This is a genomic window from Rhizobacter sp. P1_G5, from assembly GCF_056405435.1.
Map to the genome: position 1 here is coordinate 1 of NZ_JBFUCB010000726.1, position 2,807 is coordinate 2,807.

Genomic DNA, 2,807 nt, shown 5'->3' on the forward strand with positions numbered 1-2,807 from the left:
GACCAGGTGCGTCGTGTCGGCCACCACCACCGGCGTCGCGAACTCGCGCATCACCTGCGCGGCGGCSGYGATCTCGCCGATGGTTTCCTTCTTGACGCGCAAGCCCAGCGACAGCGCGGCSATCATCACSGGCGACATCTCRCCGCTCATGATGCGGCGCATCAGCGTCAGCATCTCGTCGTGGAAGATCTCGCGGTGGTCGATGACGCGGGCCAGGGCTTCGGTGTTGCTGATGGTCATGGTTCGTCTCTCGAGGATTCAGGCGCTCATGTGCTCGCGCACCGCGGCGATCGCGCGGTCGACGCCGGCGGCATCGACGTCGAGGTGCGTGACGAAGCGCAGCCGGTACAGGCCGGTCGCCAGCACGCCGCGCGCCTTCAGGTGGTCGAGCAGGCCGGCAGCCTTCGGGCCTTGCACGTCGACGAACACGATGTTGGTCTGCGGCGGCTCGACCGCGACACCCGGCACGTCGCGCAGGCCGGCGGCCAGGCGCTGCGCGAGCGCATGGTCGTCGGCGAGGCGCTCGACATGGTGGTCCAGCGCATGCAGCACCGCGGCCGCCAGCACGCCGGACTGGCGCATGCCGCCGCCGAGCATCTTGCGCCAGCGGTGCGCGCCGCGGATGAAGGCCTTCGAGCCGACCAGCGCCGAGCCGACCGGTGCGCCGAGCCCCTTCGAGAAGCAGACCGACACGCTGTCGAAATGCGCCGCGATCTCGCGCGCGGCGATGCCCTGCTTCACCGCGGCGTTGAAGAGCCGCGCGCCGTCGAGGTGGGTCGCGAGGCCGCGCCGGCGTGCCAGGCCGGTCGCATCGGCCAGGTAGGCCTGCGACAGCACCTTGCCGCCGAGCGTGTTCTCGAGGCACAGCAGGCGCGAGCGGGCGAAGTGCGCGTCGTCGGGCTTGACGGCGGCGTCGATGTCGGCGAGCGCCAGCGTGCCGTCGGGCTGGTGCTCCAGCGGTTGCGGCTGCACACTGCCGAGCACCGCGGCGCCGCCGCCTTCCCAGCGGTAGGTGTGGGCCATCTGGCCGACGATGTATTCATCGCCGCGGCCGCAGTGGCTCATGATGCCGATCAGGTTGCTCTGCGTGCCGGTCGGCACGAACAGCGCCGCCTCTTTTCCGAGCAGCGCGGCGATGCGCTCCTGCAGCGCGTTGACGGTCGGGTCGTCGGCGAACACGTCGTCGCCGACCTCGGCGCAGGCCATCGCCTCGCGCATGGCCGGTGTCGGCCGGGTGATGGTGTCGCTGCGCAGATCGACGACGCCGTTCATCCGCGCAACTCCAGGAAGTTCTTCAGCATCGCGTGCCCATGCTCGGTGAGGATCGATTCGGGATGGAACTGCACGCCCTCGAGCGGCGTCTTCGTGCCGGCCAGCGCGGTGTGGCGCACGCCCATGATCTCGTCGTCCTGCGAGGTCGACGTGATCTCCAGCTCGGCGGGCAGCGTGTCGCGCTCGATCACCAGCGAGTGGTAGCGGATCACGGTGAACTGCTGCGGCAGCTCGGCGTACACGCCGCGCCTGTCGGTGGTGATGATGTCGGTCTTGCCGTGCATCTGCGTCTTCGCGCGGATGATCCTGCCGCCGAGCGCCGCGCCGATCGCCTGGTGCCCGAGGCACACGCCGAGGATCGGCAGCTTGCCGGTGAACTCGCGGATCGCGTCGACGCAGATGCCGGCCTCGGCCGGCGAGCACGGGCCGGGCGACAGCACCAGCCGCTCGGGTTTCAGTTCGCGGATGCCGTCGAGCGTGATCTCGTCGTTGCGGAACACGCGCACGTTCTCGCCGAGCTCGGCGAAGTACTGCACCAGGTTGAAGGTGAAGGAGTCGTAGTTGTCGATCATCAGCAGCATGTGCTCAGGCCTCTGGATTCAGTGGGTTCGGGGCGACCGGCTGCCGTAGGCTGGGTCGCGGCGGAAGACTGGGGCGCCGCGTGCGGGCGCCATGAGGTGGGTTCAGGTCGTTGGCTTGCGCCAACGCCAACCGCGGAGCGTCGCTGTGAATGAACGCGTGGAGACCATGGGGCCGCATTATGGCTGCGCGCCGGGCTTCAGGGAAGACGGCGGGTATCATGCCGCCCACGTTGGTGCTCGCCGCGGCCGTCCGGTCGCGGCAGTGAAACGGGAATCAGGAAGACGAGCCCTGCCGGGGCGGATCCAACCTGAGCTGCCCCCGCAACGGTAAGCGGACGCCCTCCCCGGAGAGCGCTCCCGTGCGAATCGACCCACTGTCGGCCCCGGCCGATGGGAAGGGTGCACGGGAGACGTCCGCCAGCCCGGAGACCGGCCAACCCAGTGGGTGCGCGCCCGCGGCAACGCGGCGCATGCCTGTTCACGAAACCCTGCGGGGAAGCAGGGCGACGGCCGGTCTGTTGCGAGTTGTCCTTCGATGCAAGTCCCCGAGCTGCGCCCCGTGCGCTGCCCTGCCCTGCTGGTGTCCGCGCCCGCATCGGGCCAGGGCAAGACCAGCGTCACCGCCGCGCTGGCGCGCCTGCACGCCCGCCGCGGCCGCCGCGTGCGGGTCTTCAAGGCCGGGCCCGACTTCCTCGACCCGATGATCCTCGCCCGCGCCAGCGGCGCGCCCGTCCACCAGCTCGACCTGTGGATGGGCGGCGAGGCGCACTGCCGCGCGCTGCTGCATGACGCCGCGCAACATGCCGACCTGATCYTCGTCGAGGGCGTGATGGGGCTGCACGACGGCACGCCGTCCAGCGCCGACCTTGCGCTGCGCTTCGGGCTGCCGGTGCTGACGGTGATCGACGGCAGCGCGATGGCGCAGACCTTCGGCGCGATCGCGCACGGCCTCGC

3 protein-coding genes, 1 pseudogene and 1 riboswitch are annotated in these 2,807 nt (G+C 70.5%); of the genes and pseudogenes, 1 reads left to right on the plus strand and 3 read right to left on the minus strand.

Annotation, left to right across the window (positions count from 1 at the left end):
- The 3 genes and pseudogenes from trpD to AC1D12_RS30080 form a co-directional block, all read right to left on the minus strand.
- A pseudogene (gene trpD / locus AC1D12_RS30070) lies at positions 1–240 on the minus strand (anthranilate phosphoribosyltransferase); the annotation flags it as partial.
- An 18-nt stretch (positions 241–258) separates the two neighbouring features.
- Entirely contained in the window at positions 259–1,272 is a 1,014-nt protein-coding gene (ltaE, locus tag AC1D12_RS30075) for a low-specificity L-threonine aldolase (RefSeq protein ID WP_477844907.1), read from the minus strand.
- A complete protein-coding gene (locus AC1D12_RS30080) occupies positions 1,269–1,853 on the minus strand; it encodes an anthranilate synthase component II (RefSeq protein WP_477844909.1) in 585 nt (194 codons plus the stop codon). Before AC1D12_RS30080 ends, ltaE begins: the two co-directional genes overlap by 4 nt.
- A 214-nt stretch (positions 1,854–2,067) precedes the next feature.
- Positions 2,068–2,305, plus strand: a riboswitch (cobalamin riboswitch).
- 83 nt (positions 2,306–2,388) lie between these two features.
- On the opposite strand from AC1D12_RS30080, the gene AC1D12_RS30085 reads away from it, so the two are divergent.
- On the plus strand, positions 2,389–2,807 hold a 419-nt coding region (locus AC1D12_RS30085; RefSeq protein WP_477844911.1), incomplete at its 3' end, for a nucleotide-binding protein.

Bases quoted from the DNA above. Each gene is read 5' to 3' on its own strand.
- ltaE (WP_477844907.1), bottom strand. From the start codon at position 1,272: ATGAACGGCGTCGTCGATCTGCGCAGCGACACCATCACCCGGCCGACA.
- AC1D12_RS30080 (WP_477844909.1), bottom strand. From the start codon at position 1,853: ATGCTGCTGATGATCGACAACTACGACTCCTTCACCTTCAACCTGGTG.